We start from the raw sequence: 21,288 nt of genomic DNA, 5'->3' as shown, positions 1-21,288 counted from the left end.
TCAGTGCAAACTATAAAGAATAATATAGAACCGAGATCGCCAACTTTTAATCATGATAAGTTGGCGACAAAGTTGCCGCCGAGCTGTAAGCAAATTAAGCGCAAGCAAAGCAAGCGCAAGAAAAGCAAGCGCAAGAAAAGCTGGCAGCAGCTCAGCCGAGTTTGGCATAAGTGGCTAATGGTGGTGCTGGGTGTACCATTTTTAATTTGGGCAATCACTGGCCTTTATATGGTGGCAATAAACATTCACTATATTCACGGCGATTCCTTGGTTCACAACCATCAAACGACATTAACGCCAAGCGATATTAAGCTCCCCATTAAAGAGCTAGCTGGGCGTTACCCTAATATTCAATCTTTCAGTATTGCCATGTTAATTGATAAACCTGTTTATCAATTAACAATAGAATCCAATGAAAAGCATGGTAATAGGACGCTACTTGTTGACGCCCAAACGGGTGATCAGTTGTCGCCCCTCTCAAAAGCATTGGCACTCGCTGTTGCTGAACATGAATATACGGGCGATGGTGTGGTAATTAGCACCGAGTTAATCAGCGAGAATGCGTCATTTGAGTTAAGCGCAAGGCATTTACCTGTTTGGCGCATTGACTATCAAGGGGTCGATGCAGCCAGTATTTATGTGTCAGCGTTAACGGGGCAAGTGGTTACCAAACGCCACAACTACTGGCGTATTTTTGATTACTTCTTCCGCTTTCATTTAATGGATTATCAAGACGGTGATGCTGACAACCAATTGCTGTTTTGGACAATTGTCGCAAGCTTGCTGGCCGTACTTAGCGGTATGGTTTTACTGTATTTTCGCATGACATCTCGCATGAAATCCCGTATGACACCTCGTATGACATCTCGCAAGGCATTTCTCGTATTAAAGCCAAATCTTCGACAAGATCACAAGCCAAATACTGATTCTGTGCACTCATCTAGCGCCCAGCAAGGAGAGTCCCATGCGATGGATTAGAACAACGCATAAATGGCTATCTTTGCTATTAGCTCTGCAAGTATTACTTTGGCTACTCTCTGGTTTGTATTTTAATGTCATGGATAGCCACAAGGCACGTGGCAACACCTATCGCGCTAGCAGCAGCGCAGTGCAAGCGCTACATCAACCATCTGATATTGATATAAATCAGTTGATAGCGCCCAATATTATCCTTGGCAAAACGTCACCTGCAACGGATATTCAACTCACGCAATTGCTTGGTGAGCCGATTTACATTGTTCGTCATAAAAAAGGGCTGTATCGACATTTTGTCAATCACTACAGCTTGTTCCATGCTTATACTGGCGAGCCATTTAGCTTGGATGAAAGCCATATCAGCCAAATCGCCAAGGTAAGCTACTCAGGGCAAGGGGATATGGCAAGCGTGAGCTATTTTAAATCAAACCTGCCGGAATTTCCCCATCAGCAAAACCCAAGTTGGCAAGTCAATTTTGCTGATGAACTGGCGACAAGTGTTTATATTGAAGCCGCGACAGGACGAGTAATAGGCCATAGCGATCAACACAAACGCTTAACCGATATCGCTTTTATGCTGCACTTTATAGATTATGGCAAAAGCGGTAATTTTAACCATGGGCTGATTATTTTCTTTGCCTTGTGTTTCGTTTGGCTTGCCATCAGTGGTGTTACTTGGTCAGTGCAACTAGCGGCAAAAGGTGAATATCGAATTGGCAAAAAACGCAGTTAAGCTCATGACTTTTCATTACTTTCAATAAAGCCTGATTGCTTAATAATGTTAAGTGCCTTTACGAGTTCTGTGTGACTCTTTGCCGCGGTTAAGCTCACTCGAATCGCATTAGGGAAATGGTGGCTGACCGCAAAAACGCGCGCCGGAACAACCCGCACGCCTTGTAATTCCAGTTGCTCAGCGACGAAATCAGCGTCTTGATTTACGGGTAGCCAAACATGGGAGCAAAACGGTATTACTTGCTCAGTAAAGTGGTCATGAAAAACCTTGGCAAATAGTTTAAATCGCGTTGCTATCTCTTGCTGTTGTGCTTTAGTTCGAGCATGCGCTGTGCCATCGTCAATCCATAGTTTTGCAATCGCGGCGGTAAGTGGGCTAAGTTGCCAGCTTGTAGCATGGCTTTGTTGGTTAATTTGGTTCAGCACTGGGTGTTTACCGGCAATTACCGCAAAACGAATACCCGGCGATATCGCTTTGGCAAAGCTGGAAATCACAATAGATTGCGATTGAATATCAGCGGAAATAGGCGGCCTGTCAGAGAGCGCACCAATGACATACTCTTCAACAAACAAGATCTTTTCACGGCTAATAATCGCTTTAATATCGTTAATACGTTTGGCGTTCATCGACACAGCCGTAGGGTTTTGATAAAGCGGATCAGAGACCAATACTTTCGCTCCCGTGGTTCGAATAGCAAGTGCTAGGGCTTCAGGCACTAACCCTAAATGATCGCTTTTTACGCCATAAAGCTTGATGCCCATTTGTTTGGCAAGCGCTTTCATTCCGGGGAATGTGAGCTCGTTCACCAATACCACTTCGTCTTTTTGACAACACGCCATTAGGCTTATCATTAGCGCATTTTGTGCCGTATTAGTGATCAAACAGTGCTGGGCGCTGATCGGATAACCTAACTCTGATAGCCACTTTGCCCCAGCCAATTTCAGCTCAGCAACAAAGCTTGGCGATTGGTAATCTAGGTACTCGCTAAGCCCTCCAGCTTGTTCACTGAGTTTGGCAATTGCTAGCTCTAGCGCGTTATCTTTACTGTGTTTGTCGAGCAACTGTGCCGGCTGGTGCGTACTTAAATCGATCACGGTTTGTTCTGCCGATTGTTTTAATAAAAACAGTTCCGCTTCAGCGCTTTGGCCAAGTACATAGGTGCCGCGCCCAACTTCACCAGAAATTAATTGCTGCTTTGCTGCTTGTCGAAACGCCTTAGTCACAGTACTCAGGTTAATATCTAAGTGCCATGCGAGCTGGCGTTGCGGTGGCAGTTTTTCACCAATCGCGAGCTTACCACTGGCGATATCTTGTGCCATGGCATCAACAATTTGCAGGTAAAGTGGTTTATTGGAAGTGCTCGCTGAAAGTGCTTCTTTAAGATTAGGTGCCCAGATTTTATTGTCCGCCATACAATATAATTCTTGAACCATACAATTAAGGCTTCTATGCTTTTTGTCAAGTTTTTAGCCGATTCAGATCAATGAGGCCGTTATGTTTAACCTGTCAGACATCAATCACGCAGCCGATGTTATTTATCAAATTATGCCGCCAACCCCGCAATATAACTGGCCGCAATTGTCAAAGCAATTGGGCTGTGATGTTTGGGTAAAACATGAAAACCACACACCAACCACGGCCTTTAAAGTGCGCGGTGGCATTTACCTACTGAATCAATTGATGCAGCGCGCTGACAGGCCTGCAGGTATTTTGTCGGCAACACGCGGTAATCACGGACAAAGCTTATCGTTTGCTGGTCAAAAAACAGGAATGCCAGTGACTATAGTTGTTCCCGAAGGCAATAGCGAAGATCAAAATGCGGCGATAAAAGGTTTTGGTGCCAATTTAGTGGTGCACGGCAAAGACTTTGAAGCGGCGCGTCAGCACAGTGCCACGTTAGTGGAAAGCAGTGGTTATCAACCTGTAGCACCATTTGCGCCTGAGTTGGTGATTGGGGTTGCGACCTACGCACTGGAATTTTTACAAGCCGTAAAAGAGTTAGATGTCGTTTATGTGCCAATCGGCATGGGTTCAGGTATTTGTGGCTTGATCAAAACCCGTGATTTACTCGGAATAAAAGCTGAAATTGTTGGCGTAGTGGCCGAGGGGGCACCTGCTTTTGCTGAATCATTCAACGCTGGCAAAATCATTCCTGGTCAAGACGTGAATACCTTGGCTGATGGGGTTGCCACTCGCACACCGCTACCTGAGGCGTTTGAGATCATTAAAGGTGGTGCCAGTCGCGTGATAACGGTGACCGAGCAACAAATTACGCAGGCCATGTACTTGTACTTTAAAACAACACACAACCTAAGTGAGGGAGCTGGTGCTGTCTCGCTCGCAGGCTTGATTGCTGAGCAAGGAAAGATGAAAGGCAAGCGTGTCGGGGTTGTGCTTTCTGGTGGTAATATCGACTTTGCTCGCTTTAGTGAATATATTTCGCCTTATCTTTCTGGTGATTTAATGGCAAGCGTGGGGGCTTCTGCGGCCTAGCTTTTAGCAGCTCAGTTTATACCAGTTTAGTTTCAGCTGGTTGGGTAAATCGCTTACAATAGGCACATTATTTCTTACCTTTGATAAGTGCAATGATAAGCACAATCGTTTATGAACCGTAAAAAGAAAATCAAATCGACCTTGTTGGCGAAGCAGAAAAAAGCCAATGCTAAGCTACACAAAAGCAATAAGCCTAAATATATCTCGAAAGCAGAGCGCGCTAAGTTAGCTGAGCAAGTAGAAACAGATACCCTTGAAACCAATGGCTCAGCAGTAGATACTACAGATTAACTCGTCCTTTGCTAGCGCATTAAATGCGCTAATTCTCTTTGTCAAACGCCATTGATAACCATGCTATTGAAGTAACAAAATAGCGGTTTATTTGGCGCTAAGTACTTTTACCGCTTGAATATTATGTAACCAAATGTTGGTAACAGGCATAGTCTGTTGCACTGGTGATAAAGATAAGCTTATATGTCGTAAAACATATAACTCTAAACAAATCTCCCTATTGAAAATGAAAAGAATCATTCAGCTTTGCACCATATTTTGTTGTGGGGCTAGCATCGCACAGCACCATGAACAGGGCGAAAGGTATACCGACAAGCGGAATAACTTCACTCACCAAGCTAGATTGCTGGCTTATGATGGCAAAGCTGGTGATTCATTTGGCTATAGCACAGCAATTGATGGCACCACAATACTGGTTGGTGCATTTAAAGCCGATATTAACAATACTACAGATGCCGGAGCCGCTTACGTTTTTGTAAAAGGCGGTAGTAAACAGCATCAAAATGGCTGGTATCAACAAGCCAAGCTGGTAGCCGAGCCTGCCTTTGCACAAGATACTTTAGGTGGCAAAGTCGCGCTAAAAGGTGATATTGCCATGTTAGGCGTGATGCGACGCGATGATAAAGGGGAAGACGCTGGCGCTGTTGTTTCATTTGAACGTACATCAAGCAATTGGCGGCAAACCAAAATTTTTACCGCACCAGATGCAAAGCCGGGAGATGCCTTTGGTCAAAGCATCGCTCTCACCGACAAATACTTAGTTATTGGCGCGCCGCGTAACGATGCCTTAGGCAATGATTCGGGTGCCGCATACATCTATGTGCGAGAGCGCAACACTTGGCGCTATCAAACGAAAATCATAGCAAGCGATAGTGCAGCGGGCGATTTATTCGGCATAAGCGCAGCAATTGATGGCGATACTGTGCTTGTCGGCGCTGATTTACATGACGCAAAAGCAGAAAATGCAGGTGCCGTATATGTTTATCGGTTCGACGATAATAAGTGGCAGCAAGAAGCAAAATTAATGGCATCAGATGGTGGGAAAACCGATATTTTTGGTGTTAGGGTCGCTATTTCTGGTGATACGGCATTAATTTCGGCACGGCGAGACGATATTGACAGTTTAGGAGTAGATGCTGGCTCTGCCTATATTTTTGTTCGAGAGGGTAAGGCTTGGACAGAGCAGGTAAAACTCACATCGCCAGATGGTCGTGCTGACGACAGGTTTGGCCGTGGTGTTGCCCTCAGTGGCGATACAGCCATTATCAGCGCGATGAACCACGATGCCAATGGCAAAGACACTGGTGCTGTTTATGTCTACAACAAAGGCTCGGATGGTTGGCGTTACACGAACAAGATCATCGCTAAGCAAAGTACGGCAGGTGATAAATTTGGTTGGAATCTGGACTTATCTCATGGCATTGCCGTTATCACTACGCCTTATCATGCCGCTAAGGGCAATGAATCGGGAGCCGTCTTTATCCAAGAGTTAAAGCCCACCGCTAAATAACGCATTTATCAACTCTTTATAGCACTTATTATGCGAAACTAAGGCACCAAACTTTAGTCACTATTTTAAGTTATGATTGACGCTAACTTACCATAGCTTTCTGATTTTGGTGACGATACAATTCAAATTATCGTATTAGTCATACAAATGAGTTTGTTGTGTCTTTAATCCGTGATTTTCAACCCGCGATAATTGCGCGCAACAACCAATAAAACAGCTTTTAAGGCGTGGCCATGACAAGTTTTCAGCAAGTAATTCAACGTCGCGACTGGGAAAATCAGTCGTCTTTTCAAGTTAATCAAGTGCGTGCACATAGTCCGTTAAACGGTTTTAACAGCGTGGAAGATGCGCTATCTAATCAGCATGCTCAAAGACGCTCGTTAAACGGTGACTGGTGGTTTCGTTTGTATGATGCGCCAGAGCTGGTTGAAAGCGGTTTTGTTGAAGCGGGTGACAAAGCGTTTAGTGAAGAATTAGTAGCCAGCCAAGCCTGGTCAATATTACCTGTACCCGCGAATTGGCAGTTGCATGGTGTTGATAAGCCTATCTACTGTAACGTTAAATACCCATTTGAGGTCAACCCACCTTTTGTACCTGCTGATAACCCAACAGGTTGCTACCGCACAACGTTTGAAATGACCGAGGCAGAGCTCGCTAAACAACATTCAGTAATATTTGATGGCGTAAATTCAGCGTTTTACTTGTGGTGTAATGGCCATTGGGTTGGCTACTCGCAGGATAGTCGCCTGCCCAGCGAATTTGATTTAACGCCGTTCTTAAAATCAGGCTCTAATTACCTGTCGGTGATGGTATTGCGCTGGAGCGATGGTAGTTACCTTGAAGATCAAGACATGTGGTGGCTCAGTGGGATCTTCCGTGATGTTACTTTGCTGGCAAAACCTAAGCATCACATTAAAGACGTTTTTATCACGCCTGATTTAGACGCTTGTTACCGCGATGGCAGTTTAGCCATTCAAAGCCGAGTCAGTGCACCTGAGAACTATCAACTACAAGTTCAGTTATTTGATGGAAAAACTGCCGTGACTGAGCCGGTGTTATCAGGCTTTAACGAACAAGTGGTTGACGAAAAGGGCGCTTGGCAAGATGTTAGTTTTAGCGAATTACGGGTAAAGGCCCCTAAGCAGTGGAGTGCAGAGCAGCCAAATTTATATCGCTGTATTATTGCGCTACTTGATGAACAGCAGCAAGTGGTGGATGTGGAAGCGTATAACGTCGGTTTTCGCAAAGTCGAAATGCTTGATGGGCAGTTGTGCTTAAACGGTAAACCACTGCTTATTCGCGGTGTTAATCGCCATGAGCACCACCCAGAGCTAGGCCATGTCGTGACTGAAGCGGATATGATCCGCGACATTAAGTTGATGAAGCAACATAACTTTAATGCGGTGCGCACCGCGCATTATCCAAATCACCCGCGCTGGTATGAACTGTGCGATGAATACGGTTTGTATGTGTGCGACGAAGCCAACATTGAAACGCATGGCATGTTCCCAATGGGGCGTCTGGCGTCTGATCCGCAGTGGAGCCCAGCGTTCTTAAATCGCTACACACAAATGGTAGAACGCGATAAAAACCACGCCTCGATTATTATTTGGTCGTTAGGGAATGAGTCGGGGCATGGTGCCACGCATGATGCCATGTACGCCTGGTCGAAAGACTACGATCCATCGCGCCCTGTGCAATACGAAGGTGGCGGCGCTAATACTAAAGCCACCGATATTATTTGCCCAATGTACGCGCGTGTTGACAGTGATCAGCCCGTTGAGGCGGTGCCTAAATGGTCGATTAAAAAGTGGTTGTCACTGCCGAATGAAAATCGCCCCCTGATTTTATGTGAATACGCCCACGCCATGGGCAATAGCTTGGGTAGCTTTGCTGATTATTGGCAAGCGTTTCGCGCTTACCCGAGATTACAAGGCGGTTTTATTTGGGACTGGGTTGATCAAGGGTTAACAAAAACTATCGAAAGCGGTGAAAAGTTCTGGGCATATGGCGGCGATTTTGGCGATGAAGTCAACGACCGTCAATTCTGTATCAATGGCTTGCTCTTCCCTGATAGAAGCGTTCATCCAAGTATTTATGAAGCAAAATATTGTCAGCAATGCTTCCAATTTAGTTTGACTGAGGCATCAAACACTGCAACCAGCCAACAGTTTGCACTAGCGATTAGTAGTGAGTATTTGTTCAGAGCAACGGACAATGAACAACTGGTTTGGCAAATATTAGAAGACGGTAAGGTGATCGAAAGCCAGCAACTCCCCTTGCTAATTGCTGCCGAGCAAAGCCTTGAGGTAGTCATCAATACTGAATTTACCCGTAAAGCGGGCGCAAAATACCATCTAAACCTTGATGTTGTGCAAATAGCTGATTCAAGTTTTGCAACTGCTGGCCATGTGTTGGCAACCGAGCAGTTCGCGCTGAAAAACCATCAATCTCTAATACCATTTAAAGCGCCATTTGAAGTGACGGAGCCATCAGAGTCAGAGGCTCAGTCGTTAATCATTAACGAAGACCAAGATACTCTGTCAATTTCAGGCGATGGCATCGACGACAATACCAATAGCTTTGTCTTTAGTTGGTCAAAAACCAGCGGTCTACTCAGTGAATGGCATGTGGGCGAGCAGGCGTTGTTAGCCACGCCGCTCAAGGATAATTTCTATCGCGCGCCACTGGATAACGATATTGGCGTGAGTGAAGTCGATAATATTGATCCCAATGCCTGGGCAGAGCGCTGGCAAAAAGCGGGGCTAGGGCATTGGCAACAAAACTGTGTGCATTTGAGCGCAAAACCTTCGGGCAACAGTGTAGTGGTAACGGCGCTTTACCAATTTATCTATGGCGATAAGCTCGTCGCGCAAACTAAATGGCAAGGGCAAGTCACACCAAAAGGTAAGTTAATTGTCGATGTTGATGTGCAATTAAGTGAAGCATTACCGCCATTGCCGCGTATTGGTGTTGAACTAGGGCTTGCCATTTTTACAGATGGTAAGAGTGCAGATGATAAGTTTGCGGATAGTAACGCCGCAGATAAAAAGCGTGTTGAATGGCTTGGCAAAGGGCCGTTTGAAAATTACCCCGATCGTAATGCTGCGGCGCGTATTGGCTACTACCAAGCAACGGTTGATGCGTTACATACGAACTATATTTTCCCTACCGATAATGGTTTGCGCACCGATTGTCAGTCGTTAACACTTGATAAGCTTACTGTCGAAGGGAATTTCCACTTTGCTGTCAGCCAATACAGTCAAGAGAACTTAACCGCGGCAAAACATACGCATGAACTGGTTAAAAGCGATGTGCTACATGTTTATATGGATCATCAACACATGGGGGTTGGTGGGGATGATTCTTGGAGCCCAAGCGTTCATCCTGAATACTTGTTAGTTAACTCAAACTATCGTTATCAATTGGTGCTAATGCCAAATTAAGCCAGTTGATAAACACAAAAAGCCTGTCGCACGCAATGTGTGGGACAGGCCTTTGGAGGTATGGGGTTAGGCCGATTATGGCTGCTGACGCGTTGCTGTGATCACCACGTCACGAATATTAACGCCTTGTGGCTGCGCGTACATAAATTCAGCAGTGCGGGCGATATCGTCAGCGTGCAATACGCCTCCCATTGCATCTTTCCACGCTTGATAACCATCGATAATTTCTTGATCGCTAGTGTGACCTAATAGCTCGGTTTCAACCGCGCCTGGGCAAATTGCCATAACACGAACGCCCGTATCCGCAACTTCTTCTCTAACGTTTTCAGTGATCGCTGAAACGGCGAATTTAGTACCCACGTAGGCAGCGTGATTTGGGAATGATTTCTTACCCGCGATTGAGCTGATATTCATGATGGTACCTTGATTACGAGCCTTCATATCGGCTAGAACAGCTTGCATACCATTTAACAACGCCATTACGTTAACATCGTACATACGTTGCCATTCGCTAGGGTCTTGAGTATCAATTTGACCTAGCATCATCAGACCTGCGTTGTTAATTAAGCAATCAACCGCGCCAAATTTTGCTTCTGCCTCTTTGATTGCCGCCTTGAAGGCTTCGCTGTCGGTGACATCCACTTGGCGACACATCGCATTGGGTAGCTCAAGTGCTTCAATTTTTTCGATGCGGCGTGCGACCAATAACAGTGGGTGTCCTGCTGCTGAAAAACGCTTTGCCATTGCTGCGCCAATACCTGAACTTGCGCCCGTAATTACGATAAGTGATTTCGTCATAATTTTTTCCTCAACACTATTCAAAAAGGTTTGTTGTCTTTCACAACACGACAACAGTGGGATAACTATAGCGTTTCGCTTTATAATGATAAATATAGGTAATTTGAAAACATTGTTAGGTTTACGTGAACAGTATTTCATGGCGAGGCATTCGCGCCTTTTTATTTGTCGCGGAGCATGGCAGCTTTACAACGGCTGCGGAAGTCTCTGGCTTTTCAAAAGCGAATTTGAGCCAGTTGGTGACTGAACTAGAGCGTAGCTTGAGTGTTCAACTTTTGCATCGCACCACTAGGCAGCTGAGATTGACGGAAGTTGGCGAGGGCTATTATCAGCGCTGTAAGCGGGCAATGGGTGAGCTTGATGGCGCCGCAGAGTGGGCGTCGCAAGCAACGGATGAGCTCAAAGGTAAAATTCGCATGAACTCTGTCGGTGGCTTGTTAGGGGAAGAGTTAATCGCCCCGTTAGTCTTGAGCTTTCAGCAGGCGCACCCTGAGGTGCAAGTAAATTTAGACTTTTCTAGTGTTAGGGTTGGCCTGATTGAAGATCACTACGATGTCGTGTTACGTATGGGCTCATTGCCAGATTCGAGCTTAATAGCACGTAAAATCTGTGCGCTTACCACGCGATATATCGCAAGCCCCGAATTTTTAGCACAACATCCTGAAATTAGTAGCCCAGAAGATTTACAGACATTGCCGTTAATCTATGGCTCTGTCGATAACTGGGTAATGAAACGTGGTGATCAGCAAAGTGTCATTCATATTGATAAAGGAATAAAAATTATCAGTGGCCGGGTGATGCACAATGCCGCACTTAGTGGCTTAGGTATTACGCGCTTGGCTGATGTTTACTGTCAGGCCGATATTGCGCAAGGGCGCTTAGTCGAAGTATTGCCGGAATGGTCAGAGCAAACTGATATCTCATTGGTATGTCCGCCGATCAGGCATCAGCTGACCCGGGTGCAAGCGCTGATGAATTGGATTGCGGATCACTTTAATGATAAATATCAACAAATTCTGAGAGGCTAATGGGCAGCTTCGCGTCTATTCGAAATATGGATAATAGCCATTACTGTATGTTAAAGGGAGTTTTTGAGGCATTGAGTTGAGTGATTAGGATATTAAACCGCGCTGGCAAACTTTTTACAGTGTTGCCAGCGCTATGCTTTTCAATAATCCTAGCTAGCATCTGGTTGATTGGCTGGCTGTGCATCAATAAAGGCGGGTAACGTATTGCAGTATTGATAAATCGCCATAATACGTGGAAACGCAGCCATATCGACATTAAATCGCAGTGCATTAAATACCTGTGGTATTAAATAGATATCAGCTAGAGTGAGCTGAGTGCCAAAACAAAAGTTACCTTGGCGTTTGTTCTGGTTGTGGTCATCCACTAGCTGCTGTTCTAACGCACTAAAGCCGGTAGTTATCCAGTGATGCAGCCAAGCCAATTTTCCTTCGTTGCCACCACCGAGCTCGTCAGCAACATAATTAAGTACACGTAAGTTGCAAATTGGGTGAATATCGCACGCGATTTGGTTACACCAACTGCGCACAGTTGCGCGCTCCAGTGCACTGCTGGGCAATAGTGGCGTGTCAGGAAAGGTTTCCTCTATCCACTCCAAAATTGCTGGTGATTGGCTGAGCATTTCGTCATCATCAGTTTTTAGGCTAGGCACTAGCCCTTGCGGGTTAATAGCCAAATAATCCGCTAATTTGTGCTCGCCTTTTAGCAAATTAACGGACACCTGCTGATAGCTCATGCCTTTAACATTAAGCGCAATACGCAGTCGATACGCTGCCGATGAACGAAAATAAGAATAAAGCTCCATAGGGTGCTCCTTTTCTTTTAAACTTTAACGTTGGCTGGCACTTTTGCTGGCAAGATTGTACTGCTTACTTCACCAAAACCGATGCGCTTTGCACCCGCTTTTTCACAGTAACCACGCATAATCACGGTATCACCATCTGCCAAGAAAGTGCGTGACTCGCCATTGGCTAAGGTAATTGGTTGTTTGCCACCATGAGTGAGTTCCAGTAATGAGCCAGCTTCCGCTTTTTCTGGGCCTGATTGGGTGCCAGTGCCAAGTAAATCGCCCGCTTGCAAGTTACACCCATTGACGCTGTGATGCGCCACCATTTGTGCCACTGTCCAATAAGAATGTTTAAAGTTGGACGTCGACACATGATTTTCCTCGGCCGAACTTGACGTTTTTAATAGACAATCAAGTGTGACATTAAATTGGCCTGCTGCTGAGTTTTGCGCAGAGGTCAAGTATTCCATTGGCTGCGGATCAGCTTCACTTCTAGTGAACGCCTCGCGAAACGGTGCTAACGCTTCTGTGGTCACAATCCAAGGTGAAATGGTGGAGGCAAAACTTTTCGCTAAAAATGGCCCTAGCGGCTGGTATTCCCATGCTTGAATGTCGCGTGCTGACCAATCGTTAAACAAACAAAGGCCGAATACGTGATCTTCGGCGTTGTCGATACTAATGCGCTCGCCGAGCTGATTGCCTTGACCAATAAAAATCCCCATTTCCACTTCGTAATCTAAGCGTTTACAAGGGCCAAAGCTTGGCTCAGTGGCATCGGGTGCTTTGGTTTGTCCGCATGGGCGCGGGAAGGTTTGGCCGCTAATATCAATGCTCGAGGCTCGGCCGTGATAACCAATGGGCACCCATTTATAGTTTGGCAGCAATGGATTATCTGGTCGAAATAATGAACCGACCGCGGTTGCATGGTAAATTGACGAGTAGAAATCGGTGTAGTCGTGAATATGACAAGGCAGCTGATACTCCGCCTCTTGCTGAGCGACTAAGCAAGCTTCCACTTGGCTTTGCTCGCTGGCACCTGAGCGCAGGGCTTTTGATAGTGCTAAACGCAAGGCGCTCCAAGCATTTTTACCCATAGCCATAAACTCGTTGAGTTGTGGTTTTGCCGCAACAATTAGTGCTTGCTGAGCAATGCCAGAGAAGATGCCCAGTTCGGCTAATGCGGCAAGGTCGACAATCTGATCGCCAATGGCAACGCCGCCGCGATAGGCTTGTTCCGTGCCTGATGTTCTAAAACTGGCAAACGGCAAGTTTTGAATAGGAAAGTCGGTACTGCCGCTATTCGCAGCTTCAACCCAACTGGTTAACGCAATATCATGTGTTTCGTTTAATTGGCTCATTTTTCTGCTCTATTTACTCTAAGAGTGATGTGGTAATTAATTTGTATCTGTTAGCAAAGTTAAGCTTGGCCAGTATAAAACTTTTTCAGCCCTTGCCAGCAGTCTAAGTAATCGTTTTGTTTGGCTGGTGTTTCCAACGCGAATTTAGTCGGTGCGATGACGTAGCGCGACTCAAACATAAAGGCCAAGGTGTTTTCATAACGCTTAGGTTCAAGCTTTGCATTCGATGCTGCTTCGAAGACATCAGCTTCTGGGCCATGTGGTGTCATGCAGTTATGTAAACTCATGCCGCCGGGTGCAAAGCCTTTTTCTTTCGCGTCGTAAACCCCTTCAATCAGCCCCATAAATTCGCTCATAATATTGCGGTGATAGTAGGGCGGTCGGAAGGTCTCTTCGGCGACCATCCAGCGCGGCGGGAAGATAACAAAATCGACATTAGCGGTGCCAGCCGTGCCTGAAGGTGACGTTAATACGGTAAATATTGATGGATCGGGGTGATCATAACTAACGGTATTGATGGTATTAAACTTGGCTAAATCGTATTTGTAGGGAGCCGAATTACCGACCCAAGCAACGACATCTAGCGGTGAATGATCAAGCTCGGCGCTAAACAGGTTACCGGCAAATTTCGCCACTAGTTCGAATTTATCGTCAATATCTTCAAACCAAGCGACCGGGTACTCAAAATCTCGTTCATTGGCGTAACCGTTAGCCCCCACTGGGCCGCGCTCTGGCAGTTCAAGCGGCGCACCGTAATTTTCACATATATAGCCACGGGCATTGCCTTCTGGCAGGATAATTTTAAATTTAATGCCACGCGGAATAACGAGAATGTCACCGGGTTTGACTAGCAATTTGCCTAGTTCGGTATAAGCCAGCAATTGTCCCTGCTGAGGGACAATAAGCAGCTCACCATCGGCGTTGTAGAAAAAGCGCTTATCCATATCGGTATTCACGCTGTAAACATGAATGCCAATGCCCGTTTGTGTATTGGCATCGCCATTAGCGGCAATCGTGGTTAAGCCATCAATAAAATCCGTTGGTTTACTGGGTATCGGCAGCGCATCCCAACGCATCACATTGGGCGGGGCTGCGACTTCAGTGATTGGCGCGGTGCGAATTAAGCCGTTGTCGATTGGGGTAAAGTCGCCCATGGCAATGGAAGGGCGAATACGGTACGTCCAAGTGCGGCGGTTTTTATCGCGCGGTGCAGTAAATGCGGTGCTATTAAATTGCTCGGCATATAAGCCATACTTGACCTTTTGCGGGCTAAATTGACCTTTCGGCAGGGCATTGGGCAAGGCTTCTGTTTCATGTTCATTGCCAAAACCTGAAAGGTAGCTTAGCTCGTCAGGTATTGCTTTATCGAGTTGTGTCGCCATCATGGTCCCCATGGTGAATCGCTTGTTGTTTTTATTTTTTAATCTGTTTTTGAGTTAGTTGTTTTGTCGGTTGCTGTTTGCGGCAGCTCGATAGACATTTTTTGCAGCAGCTTTTCAGTCAGTATTTTTAACTGTGCCTGCTCTTCACTGGTGAGTAACTGCAATATTTGCTGCTCGGCTACTCGAACTTTCGGTACGATTGCTTGATAGCGAGCAACGCCTTTTGCTTTCAGGGTAAAGTGTGTGAAACGCATGTCGCTAGTACTTTGCTGACGTGCGACAAGGTTGGCTGCCTCTAATTGTTTGAGCGCGCGACTGACCGGCATTTTTGCCAATTTGGTAAAAGTACAAATGTCTTTCGCTGAAATATGCGCCTTGTTATCTCCATCGATGTGCATTGCCAGTACCGCCAGTATTCGCCATTCATTGCGCGTCATACCAAATGCTTGACGATAAAATGCGCCAACATGATCACTTACATGGCTTTGTAAAATCGATAATTGATATGGAAAAAACGCTCTAAGATCGAGTGGTTTTATATTGCTATTGGACATTTTTACAAACTACTGTTGTTCGGCATTGTTACTCGCTTTAAAAAGTGCACAAGGCGAAAATTAAAGTCGTTATTGAATGTTAGTAACAAATGTTACTAAGTGGAAGTGATAGGCCGTTTGCGAGCTTTTGATGCTGTAAATTAGCTTTTACAGCTTGTGTAAATTGAGCGAATTTACTGGCGCGTGTGAGAACGTTGTTGCGCTAGCGATTTTTTCAATGTTGGGTTTAAATGAAAAACACTATAAAACTGAGTGGCTTAGTGCATAATGGAAGGAAAAATAAAGTCAGAAAGATGGAATAACTTCTGTTGAAAAAATGGAGAGTAAAAATGAGCAAGCAAGCACACAATCAACAAAAAAAAGCTGCGCATAAATCTGATCTAAAACCTGAATGCAAAGGCGGAAAACCAAGGTTAAAAGAATCAAACGATCCAATGGATCTTATCAGAATGCAAACCGAGTTTGCTTTGTTTGAGTCTATGTTACAGTCAAAAACACTGACTATTTTAGTGATATTGGCGGTTGTACTCTTTGGCAGTTTTTTCTTATTTCTCTATAAAATGGCTGGCGCAGCGTAATGACAACTTCACGCTAACTCACATGTAGCCGCCGAAATTGTGATGGTGTACAGCCCATCCAGCCTTTAAATACTCGCGAAAAATTGGACGTATCGATAAAACCAACCGCTTCGGCGATACTTTCAATGGACGCTTTACTATTTTGCAATTGCCAGCAAGCTAGCTCTGCTCTGACTTCATTGAGCAGCGCTTGAAAGCTGGTATGTTCACTTTTCAGCTTTCTGATCAAGGTACTCACTGACATCCCCATGGCACTGGCGACTTGTGCTTGCGAGCTACAAAGCACGTTAGCGCTAAATAAATGAGTTTTAATGCGCTCGGACAAGGCGCCGCCTTGCTCACGAATTGCAATTAATTGATGGCATTCACGCAGTGCGTTACGGTAGGCGTAATCGTCGGCGGTGAGTGAGTGGGTGTTGAGTAATTGGTGAGGTATTTCAACAAAAAAATGCTCGCTGCTAAATGTGTAGTCAAACTCAGGAAAGAACTCGCGGTATTTCGCTGACCACTCGGGTTTGGCATATGGCAATGACACCGGAATACTTGCTGCTTTCTTACCTGTCGTTTTTTCCACGATATCGCAGAATGAACCGAGCAACATCGGATACATCACTTGCGTAAGTTCTTGTAGTGGTGACCGTTCATGGATAGTGAAGCGCGCGCCAAAATCAGTTGCCTGATATTCAAAATTAAACAAGGTAATACGCGTTGCCATGGCTTGCTCAATTAGCTTAAACGCACTTTTCACCGTTGGTGCGGTAACTGCGCCATAACCCAATGAACCGTGCACTGAAACTGGCAGTAAACGCGCAACTTCAAGGCCAAGCCAAGGCTTTTGCATGATAGCGAGGGCATTTAACACAAGGCGCCGAAACTGTTCAAAACTGATAAAGCGTTGCTGCTCGAGCAGAGTTTGCCAGGTAAGCGTACTGCCGATAAGTAAGCGCTCGATAGCAAAACCATTATTTTTAATGTAGGCGCATAAAATTCTGGCATAGCTAGGGTGTATTGATGGCTGTAACCACCAATTTTCGCGGTGCAGTTTGTCAATATCACCTGTCATTGCAACCTGTCATTGCAGAGCCACTTCCTGCGCTTTTATCGATAATCGAATTGATCTGGTACTCGCTGAGCCGTTGTCACAGTATTGACAAAATATGACGATTATCGGTGAATTTCAACGGTTATTTTATGAGCAGCAATGGTGTTTGATAGTGCAACGACAATAATAACGCAATAAGTGAGCAGGGCATGCACTTAGGACACACCTTTATTGCTGAAAATGGCGAAGTTTATATCGATAAAAAGCGCTACATGTGGCTGCTTTCACTGCTAACACCAATAATTGCCGTTGCTGGCCCTGTACTGTTTATCGAATTTGGCAGTGAGTGGCTTTTGTGGCTCTATCTGCCGATATGGTATGTGCTGTTCCCGTTGCTAGATATGCTATTAGGTGAGGACACAAGTAACCCGCCCGAGTCAGTTATTGAGCAACTTGAGGCCGATGTTTACTATCGCATTATTACCTTGCTGCACGTGCCTTTAGTGTTAATGACCTTTGTCTTTTTAGGCTGGTTTGTGGCCAATTATGAGCTGTCACCTATGGGCTATATAGCGGCGGCATTACTGTCGGGGTATATAGGCGGCCACGGATTAAATATTGGTCATGAACTTGGTCATAAGCGCTACAAATTTGATCGTTGGATGGCCAAAGTTGTGTTGGCACCAGCGGCCTACGGCCACTTTTTTATTGAGCATAATCGCGGCCATCACAAACACGTGGCAACGCCAGAAGATCCTGCTTCGGCAAAAATGGGCGAGAGTATTTATCGGTTTGCATTGCGTGAATTACCGGGTGGTTTTTTACGGGCATATCAAGTTGAGAAAACAAGGTTCCTCAAAAAAGGGCGGTCGCCATGGACAATGCAAAATGAGTTTATTCAAACCATGGCAATGACAATTGGCTGTTATTTGGCAATGGCTATTTGGCTGGGGACGTCGGTTATCCCGTATTTGCTCATTTCGGCGTTTTGGTCGATGTGGCAACTTACCACAGCAAATTATATTGAACACTATGGGCTCAAGCGTAAAAAGCTGGCCTCAGGTCGTTATGAAAAGCCTCAGCCGAAACACAGTTGGAACAGTAACCACATTTTTTCTAATTGGGCATTGTTTCATTTACAACGCCACTCTGATCATCATGCCAATGCCGCGCGCAGTTACCAGTCGCTAAGACACTTTGACGATTTACCCTCATTGCCCAATGGGTACTTTGGGATGTATATTGTCGCTTTTATCCCATGGCTGTGGTTTAAAGTTATGGATAAACGCTTAGTTGCAGTAACTGGGCAAAAGCTTGATGAGATTAATATCTTGCCAAGTAAACAAGAAGCCTTAGTGCGTAAATATCATTTACAGTCAGATTGACCAGCGATATGCTGTAAAATGCTTGAATTAACTCAGTTAGGCAAAATGAGACAAAGCTAAATAAACGCACAAGCATAGTGCTTTATTTTTCTGTAAAACGATAAGAACGCTACTAGCTCACCAAATTTATGAATAAAAACACGATTCCCCATTTTATTGGCGTGATTGCCAGCGTGATTGTGATCGCTTTTCTAGTTAATCTTACCATTGTCGATGACTGCTTGGATAACGGTGGTGCCTTTAGCTATGAAACAGGCCAGTGTGTATTGGCAAATCAAGAAATATATGTGGCAAGTTATCACACTTATCTTGTTGCCTTGTATTTCTTTATCGGCGTCACAGTTGCGTTTTGTATTTCTAAGCTAGTGCGCAAAATAATAGGAAAGAGAGATGGAATCTAAATTGTTAAAAATAAAGCTGAAAGCGGGATCGAGAGCAGATTTAGACAGCTTAGTTGCTTATATGCGAGAAAACATAGCCCATCCTCGTGATGAAATGTCACAAAAAGGCTACTTTTGGGACTCTATTTTTATTGAACAAACTGACAAGGCAGATTTTCTCTACATTGTGATTAAATCAGAAGACTTTTCAACAATTATGGTGGATGAAAGCGAGCTATCGCTAACACCTTTTCGCCAAGTATATGATGACTTTAAAACCAAGTGTTGGTTGCCAGAGCCTTATGAAGACTTAGAGCCGGTATTCTGCTTTAATTCAGCGATGCAATTTTCAAACAACTAAAGGCCAAATCATTTAGTGTGATATTAAGCTTGTGTTTAGCTGTGGCAATAACAGCCTTTAGCATCACTCACCACTAGGTTAGCGGCATAGCCTTTTTGTAGGTTACTTAACACCGTTTGGGCAAAACCATTGGTTTGCGAACAGGCGATACCTTCACCATAGGGGCCAAAGTACACCAATTGCCCCTTGTCGATAATTGCCACTGCTGGTGTTGATGGCACAAGGGCTTGAAGTTGCCCTGTAAGTGTCAGCTGCTTAATGGCAAAGTTGTCATTAATAGCTTGTTTGTTAATGGCGTTAATATGGCGTTCGCTAACCGTATTACAGTGGCAACCCGCTTGCTGAAAATGAACGATAGCACGCTCACTTGTTTTAAATTCAGGCGTTTTCTGCCAGTTAGCTAACACTTCTTGATGGGATAGGGCGACTAAGAAGCGATTCGGGTCAAATTCAACCACGCGTTTATTGATCAGATAGGCAAAACTGATGATAGTGATAAGCACCCAGCTTACCACTATCAGTATTTGACGCTTTTTAATGGTCATCTTTGCTAATCGCACTAATTAAGCAGCGCTTTACTCAAACGGCTACTTAAAACGCGTGATACAGTCAGCGAGTGACTTAGCCACATGATCAACCGATAGCGCTTCGTTCGCCAATAGCAGAATTTTTTCCTGATCTTGCTGTGCGGTTGCACGCAGGGTTTCAGCGCTTTGTGCGATGCCATCAGTTGTTGATGATTGCTCTTCAACGGCAGCAGCAACACTCATTGATATTGCACTGGCTTGTTCAACCATATTGGCAACTTCCGCGATTTGATCACGCGCAGTGTGGGTTTTATCAATCACTGACTGGACGATATCTATACTCGATGCCATCGCGTCAGTGGTTGACTGTGAATAGCCTTTCAGTAAGGTCAGTGTTTCACTGATTTTATCAGTACTTTCTTTGGTGCGATTAGCCAAGGCGCGCACCTCATCAGCAACTACCGCGAAACCACGGCCTTGTTCACCAGCACGTGCCGCTTCAATCGCGGCGTTAAGGGCTAATAGGTTGGTTTGATCAGCAATGCCCGTAATTTCTGATAATACCGTTGCAATCGCTTCCGTTGAGTTTGCCAGTTCAACAACATGCTCATTGGTTTCGTGCAAAGCCGTGGTTAACGCTTCCGTTTGCTGGTTGATGCCGGAAATATCGTCGTTCGTTGATTGTGTACTGGCATTCGCTGACTGCATTTGATCGCTGAGTTGGTTACTCTCTTGGGCAATTGATTGTACGGTAACGGCCATTTCTTCAGCGGCAGTGGCGATCATCTCGGTTTCTTGCTGGCGTTGCTGTGATGATTGTTCTAATTCTTTTTTGGCGTTTACCAAATTGCTGGCATTCTGCGTTAGCTCCATCACTTGCATCTGGGCGTGGCTGATCAATTGTGAAATTAGTTTTAACAAGCCGTTAAAGCTTGCCAAGGTTTTGTTATTGCCACTGGTATGCATTGATAAATCGATAGCTTGTTCGTCAGCCGTAAGCTTTTCGGTAACATCACAAAGTTCATGGCCAGTGGCACTTGCTTGAGCCATTGATTTTGCCATATAGCCGGCAATAAAGGCCTCTGTAATTGCATATACCGCATGGATAAGCACAGTAGTGAAAGCAAGTCTGTCCTCATCAAAAATATACACGCCAGCATTACTTGACTGCATAAAATAAAACGCCAAATGATGAATAGCGACGCAGCCAATCGCTGTGACGAAAATTCGCCAATCTTGGAAAACGATCAGGAAGGCCATCAAAATAAAAATTTCAAAATGTACTTCAATTAAGCCATAGGTTTGGTGAATGTGTAAGGCTGCGAAGATCATTACGCCAAGTGCGCAAACATGGCGTGTTAATGCTGAATTAGGCGCACTGTTTAGGAAATACAGTGGCACTAGCATTGCTGGTAAACCTATTAAAAACGCTGATACAAAAGATTGATATACAAATCCAAGTATGACGCTCTCGATAAATAATGCTACAACGAGATAGCTAAATAGTTTATGTATGTTATTCATAGGATCCCCCACTTTTGGAGTGATTCCTGTATTTATAATAGGCCCTTCACTGGGCAATCACTACCACTAACCGAACTTAACGTTGTTGTTAGCTCAAATAATAGACAGTTGTAAAAAGGCGTGAATTCTATGTAGGTT

General features: G+C 45.0%; 20 protein-coding genes. 11 read left to right on the top strand and 9 right to left on the bottom strand.

Annotated features, from left to right (window positions below; translation table 11 throughout):
• The first annotated feature begins 72 nt into the window (after positions 1–72).
• Both DXX93_RS12260 and DXX93_RS12255 read left to right on the top strand, forming a co-directional pair.
• A complete protein-coding gene (locus DXX93_RS12260; RefSeq protein WP_181902214.1) occupies positions 73–978 on the top strand; it encodes a PepSY domain-containing protein in 906 nt (301 codons plus the stop codon).
• On the top strand, positions 965–1,708 hold the full coding sequence (locus DXX93_RS12255; protein ID WP_116008346.1) for a hypothetical protein: 744 nt from the start codon (positions 965–967) through the stop codon (positions 1,706–1,708). The genes DXX93_RS12260 and DXX93_RS12255 overlap by 14 nt, the downstream gene beginning before the upstream one ends.
• A gap of 2 nt (positions 1,709–1,710) precedes the next feature.
• On the opposite strand, the gene DXX93_RS12250 is transcribed toward DXX93_RS12255, so the two are convergent.
• The gene (locus tag DXX93_RS12250) at positions 1,711–3,120 is read right to left on the bottom strand and encodes an aminotransferase-like domain-containing protein (RefSeq protein ID WP_181902213.1); all 1,410 of its coding nucleotides are present in this window, start codon (positions 3,118–3,120) and stop codon (positions 1,711–1,713) included.
• 82 nt (positions 3,121–3,202) lie between these two features.
• On the opposite strand from DXX93_RS12250, the gene DXX93_RS12245 reads away from it, so the two are divergent.
• From DXX93_RS12245 to DXX93_RS12230, 4 genes are all read left to right on the top strand, one after another.
• Positions 3,203–4,201, top strand: a complete 999-nt coding sequence (locus tag DXX93_RS12245) for a threonine dehydratase (protein WP_116008344.1) — start codon at positions 3,203–3,205, stop codon at positions 4,199–4,201.
• A gap of 111 nt (positions 4,202–4,312) precedes the next feature.
• The gene (locus DXX93_RS12240; RefSeq protein WP_116008343.1) at positions 4,313–4,492 is read left to right on the top strand and encodes a DUF2986 domain-containing protein; all 180 of its coding nucleotides are present in this window, start codon (positions 4,313–4,315) and stop codon (positions 4,490–4,492) included.
• A gap of 226 nt (positions 4,493–4,718) precedes the next feature.
• Entirely contained in the window at positions 4,719–6,002 is a 1,284-nt protein-coding gene (locus tag DXX93_RS12235; RefSeq protein WP_116008342.1) for an FG-GAP repeat protein, read from the top strand.
• Between the two features lie 233 nt (positions 6,003–6,235).
• Positions 6,236–9,448 carry a beta-galactosidase gene (locus DXX93_RS12230; RefSeq protein WP_116008341.1) on the top strand — a complete coding sequence of 1,071 codons (3,213 nt, stop codon included), beginning with the start codon at positions 6,236–6,238 and terminating at the stop codon, positions 9,446–9,448.
• A gap of 75 nt (positions 9,449–9,523) precedes the next feature.
• Here the strand turns inward: DXX93_RS12230 and DXX93_RS12225 are convergent, their stop codons facing one another.
• Positions 9,524–10,246 (bottom strand): SDR family oxidoreductase, encoded by a 723-nt coding sequence (locus DXX93_RS12225; RefSeq protein ID WP_116008340.1) that lies wholly within the window; start codon positions 10,244–10,246, stop codon positions 9,524–9,526.
• Positions 10,247–10,371: 125 nt separating this feature from the next.
• Between DXX93_RS12225 and DXX93_RS12220 the strand changes: the two genes are divergently transcribed.
• The gene (locus DXX93_RS12220; protein ID WP_116008339.1) at positions 10,372–11,274 is read left to right on the top strand and encodes a LysR family transcriptional regulator; all 903 of its coding nucleotides are present in this window, start codon (positions 10,372–10,374) and stop codon (positions 11,272–11,274) included.
• Between the two features lie 149 nt (positions 11,275–11,423).
• On the opposite strand, the gene maiA is transcribed toward DXX93_RS12220, so the two are convergent.
• Genes maiA through DXX93_RS12200 form a run of 4 tightly spaced genes read right to left on the bottom strand, consistent with a single transcriptional unit; the run spans position 11,424 to position 15,353 of the window.
• A complete protein-coding gene (gene maiA, locus DXX93_RS12215; RefSeq protein WP_116008338.1) occupies positions 11,424–12,077 on the bottom strand; it encodes a maleylacetoacetate isomerase in 654 nt (217 codons plus the stop codon).
• A gap of 17 nt (positions 12,078–12,094) precedes the next feature.
• The gene (fahA, locus tag DXX93_RS12210; protein WP_116008337.1) at positions 12,095–13,417 is read right to left on the bottom strand and encodes a fumarylacetoacetase; all 1,323 of its coding nucleotides are present in this window, start codon (positions 13,415–13,417) and stop codon (positions 12,095–12,097) included.
• A 59-nt stretch (positions 13,418–13,476) separates the two neighbouring features.
• Entirely contained in the window at positions 13,477–14,811 is a 1,335-nt protein-coding gene (gene hmgA, locus DXX93_RS12205; RefSeq protein ID WP_374188930.1) for a homogentisate 1,2-dioxygenase, read from the bottom strand.
• 26 nt (positions 14,812–14,837) lie between these two features.
• The gene (locus DXX93_RS12200) at positions 14,838–15,353 is read right to left on the bottom strand and encodes a MarR family winged helix-turn-helix transcriptional regulator (RefSeq protein WP_116008336.1); all 516 of its coding nucleotides are present in this window, start codon (positions 15,351–15,353) and stop codon (positions 14,838–14,840) included.
• Positions 15,354–15,682: 329 nt separating this feature from the next.
• On the opposite strand from DXX93_RS12200, the gene DXX93_RS12195 reads away from it, so the two are divergent.
• Complete coding sequence (locus tag DXX93_RS12195) at positions 15,683–15,931, top strand: hypothetical protein (RefSeq protein WP_116008335.1); 249 nt, start codon at positions 15,683–15,685, stop codon at positions 15,929–15,931.
• Between the two features lie 13 nt (positions 15,932–15,944).
• Here DXX93_RS12195 and DXX93_RS12190 read toward each other — a convergent pair whose 3' ends face one another.
• A complete protein-coding gene (locus DXX93_RS12190; RefSeq protein ID WP_116008334.1) occupies positions 15,945–16,994 on the bottom strand; it encodes an AraC family transcriptional regulator in 1,050 nt (349 codons plus the stop codon).
• A gap of 188 nt (positions 16,995–17,182) precedes the next feature.
• Between DXX93_RS12190 and DXX93_RS12185 the strand changes: the two genes are divergently transcribed.
• The 3 genes from DXX93_RS12185 to DXX93_RS12175 all read left to right on the top strand — a co-directional run bounded on the left by DXX93_RS12185 (position 17,183) and on the right by DXX93_RS12175 (position 19,099).
• Complete coding sequence (locus tag DXX93_RS12185; protein ID WP_116008333.1) at positions 17,183–18,358, top strand: alkane 1-monooxygenase; 1,176 nt, start codon at positions 17,183–17,185, stop codon at positions 18,356–18,358.
• A 128-nt stretch (positions 18,359–18,486) separates the two neighbouring features.
• Complete coding sequence (locus DXX93_RS12180) at positions 18,487–18,759, top strand: hypothetical protein (RefSeq protein WP_116008332.1); 273 nt, start codon at positions 18,487–18,489, stop codon at positions 18,757–18,759.
• On the top strand, positions 18,749–19,099 hold the full coding sequence (locus DXX93_RS12175) for a DUF6176 family protein (protein ID WP_116008331.1): 351 nt from the start codon (positions 18,749–18,751) through the stop codon (positions 19,097–19,099). Before DXX93_RS12180 ends, DXX93_RS12175 begins: the two co-directional genes overlap by 11 nt.
• A 35-nt stretch (positions 19,100–19,134) precedes the next feature.
• On the opposite strand, the gene DXX93_RS12170 is transcribed toward DXX93_RS12175, so the two are convergent.
• Together DXX93_RS12170 and DXX93_RS12165 are read right to left on the bottom strand one after the other, a co-directional pair.
• Entirely contained in the window at positions 19,135–19,644 is a 510-nt protein-coding gene (locus DXX93_RS12170) for a DUF6436 domain-containing protein (RefSeq protein WP_116008330.1), read from the bottom strand.
• 42 nt (positions 19,645–19,686) lie between these two features.
• A complete protein-coding gene (locus tag DXX93_RS12165; protein ID WP_116008329.1) occupies positions 19,687–21,150 on the bottom strand; it encodes a methyl-accepting chemotaxis protein in 1,464 nt (487 codons plus the stop codon).
• Between the last annotated feature and the right edge of the window lie 138 nt (positions 21,151–21,288).

Origin of the sequence: Thalassotalea euphylliae (genome assembly GCF_003390335.1) — a bacterium.
Classification (GTDB): Bacteria; Pseudomonadota; Gammaproteobacteria; order Enterobacterales; family Alteromonadaceae; genus Thalassotalea_F; species Thalassotalea_F euphylliae_B.
Note: the sequence above shows the minus strand (reverse complement) of the source record. Positions and strands in the feature narration are given on the sequence as shown.

Bases quoted from the DNA above. Each gene is read 5' to 3' on its own strand.
- DXX93_RS12255 (WP_116008346.1), top strand. From the start codon at position 965: ATGCGATGGATTAGAACAACGCATAAATGGCTATCTTTGCTATTAGCT.
- DXX93_RS12250 (WP_181902213.1), bottom strand. From the start codon at position 3,120: ATGGCGGACAATAAAATCTGGGCACCTAATCTTAAAGAAGCACTTTCA.
- DXX93_RS12245 (WP_116008344.1), top strand. From the start codon at position 3,203: ATGTTTAACCTGTCAGACATCAATCACGCAGCCGATGTTATTTATCAA.
- DXX93_RS12240 (WP_116008343.1), top strand. From the start codon at position 4,313: ATGAACCGTAAAAAGAAAATCAAATCGACCTTGTTGGCGAAGCAGAAA.
- DXX93_RS12235 (WP_116008342.1), top strand. From the start codon at position 4,719: ATGAAAAGAATCATTCAGCTTTGCACCATATTTTGTTGTGGGGCTAGC.
- DXX93_RS12230 (WP_116008341.1), top strand. From the start codon at position 6,236: ATGACAAGTTTTCAGCAAGTAATTCAACGTCGCGACTGGGAAAATCAG.
- DXX93_RS12225 (WP_116008340.1), bottom strand. From the start codon at position 10,246: ATGACGAAATCACTTATCGTAATTACGGGCGCAAGTTCAGGTATTGGC.
- maiA (WP_116008338.1), bottom strand. From the start codon at position 12,077: ATGGAGCTTTATTCTTATTTTCGTTCATCGGCAGCGTATCGACTGCGT.
- fahA (WP_116008337.1), bottom strand. From the start codon at position 13,417: ATGAGCCAATTAAACGAAACACATGATATTGCGTTAACCAGTTGGGTT.
- hmgA (WP_374188930.1), bottom strand. From the start codon at position 14,811: ATGGGGACCATGATGGCGACACAACTCGATAAAGCAATACCTGACGAG.
- DXX93_RS12200 (WP_116008336.1), bottom strand. From the start codon at position 15,353: ATGTCCAATAGCAATATAAAACCACTCGATCTTAGAGCGTTTTTTCCA.
- DXX93_RS12195 (WP_116008335.1), top strand. From the start codon at position 15,683: ATGAGCAAGCAAGCACACAATCAACAAAAAAAAGCTGCGCATAAATCT.
- DXX93_RS12190 (WP_116008334.1), bottom strand. From the start codon at position 16,994: ATGACAGGTGATATTGACAAACTGCACCGCGAAAATTGGTGGTTACAG.
- DXX93_RS12185 (WP_116008333.1), top strand. From the start codon at position 17,183: ATGCACTTAGGACACACCTTTATTGCTGAAAATGGCGAAGTTTATATC.
- DXX93_RS12180 (WP_116008332.1), top strand. From the start codon at position 18,487: ATGAATAAAAACACGATTCCCCATTTTATTGGCGTGATTGCCAGCGTG.
- DXX93_RS12175 (WP_116008331.1), top strand. From the start codon at position 18,749: ATGGAATCTAAATTGTTAAAAATAAAGCTGAAAGCGGGATCGAGAGCA.
- DXX93_RS12170 (WP_116008330.1), bottom strand. From the start codon at position 19,644: ATGACCATTAAAAAGCGTCAAATACTGATAGTGGTAAGCTGGGTGCTT.
- DXX93_RS12165 (WP_116008329.1), bottom strand. From the start codon at position 21,150: ATGAATAACATACATAAACTATTTAGCTATCTCGTTGTAGCATTATTT.